This window comes from Micromonospora sp. C31 (assembly GCF_018070575.1).
GTDB lineage: Bacteria > Actinomycetota > Actinomycetes > Mycobacteriales > Micromonosporaceae > Micromonospora.
Map to the genome: position 1 here is coordinate 1 of NZ_JAGPXN010000058.1, position 1425 is coordinate 1425.

The 1425-nt window shown below is 68.7% G+C and carries 1 protein-coding gene; it reads left to right on the plus strand.

The genetic code is table 11. The features are described from left to right. The coding region (locus KBX06_RS27415; RefSeq protein WP_210839947.1) for a type I polyketide synthase at positions 1–1425 on the plus strand (1425 nt) is incomplete at both ends.

Sequence of the window (1425 nt, forward strand, 5' to 3'; positions counted from 1 at the left end):
CGGTGGTGCGTGGCACGGCGGTGAACCAGGACGGTGCGTCGAACGGGTTGACGGCGCCGAACGGTCCGTCGCAGCAGCGGGTGATCCGGCAGGCCCTCGCGAACGCCGGGTTGGGTGTCGCCGACGTGGACGTGGTGGAGGCGCACGGTACGGGTACGACGTTGGGTGATCCGATCGAGGCGCAGGCGTTGTTGGCGACGTACGGGCAGGGCCGGGACGAGCCGTTGTTGTTGGGGTCGGTGAAGTCGAACATCGGTCACACGCAGGCCGCCGCGGGGGTGGCGGGGATCATCAAGATGATCTTGTCGATGCGGCATGGCGTGGTCCCGGCGTCGTTGCACGTGGACGCGCCGTCGTCGCACGTGGACTGGTCGTCGGGTGCGGTGGAGCTGGTGACCGAGTCTCGGGCGTGGCCGGGTGTGGGGCGTGCCCGGCGGGCGGGTGTGTCGTCGTTCGGCATCTCGGGGACGAACGCGCACGTGATCATCGAGCAGCCGGAGCCGGGTCTTCTGGCGCTGTCGGCGGGTGAGTCGGCGGTTGCGGAGTCCGTCGTGGCGTCGGGGGTGCCGGTGCCGTGGGTGGTGTCGGGGCGCTCGGAGGGTGCTCTGGTGGGTCAGGCGGTGCGGTTGGCGTCGTTCGTGCGTGATCATGCGGGTCTGTCTCCGGTGGATGTGTCGTGGTCGTTGGTGTCGACGCGGGCGGCGTTGGAGCACCGTGCGGTGGTGTGGGGTTCGGACGTCGACGAGTTGGTGGCGGGTTTGTCGGCGGTGTCCGGGGGTCGGTTGTCGGGTGTGGTGTCGGCGGGTCGTCGGGCGGTGTTGTTCACGGGTCAGGGTTCGCAGCGTGCCGGTATGGGTCGGGAGTTGTACGAGGCGTTTCCGGTGTTCGCGTCGGCGTTCGACGGGGTGTGTGCGCAGTTCGATGGTCTGTTGCCGCGTGGGTTGCGGGAGGTGGTGTTCGCGGAGGCGGGCAGTGCCGAGGCGGCTCTGGTGGATCAGACCGTCTTCGCTCAGGCGGGGTTGTTCGCCGTCGAGGTGGCGTTGTGGGAGTTGCTGTCGTCGTGGGGTGTGCGGGTCGACTTTTTGGCGGGTCATTCGATTGGTGAGGTGACGGCGGCGTACGTGGCGGGGATGCTCTCCCTCGCTGACGCGTGCACTCTGGTGGCGGCGCGGGGTCGTCTGATGCAGGCGTTGCCGGCTGGTGGGGTGATGGCGGCGGTGGGTGCGTCGGAGGAGGCTGTCGCCGAGTTGATCGCGGTGTCGGGTGTGGCGGTGGATATTGCGGCGGTGAATGGGCCTGCGTCGGTGGTGGTGTCGGGTGCCGCTGATGAGGTCGCGTCGGTGGTGGGGACTTCTCGCGAGCGGGGTTGGCGGGTCAAGGAGTTGTCGGTCAGTCACGCGTTCCATTCGCGGTTGATGGATCCGA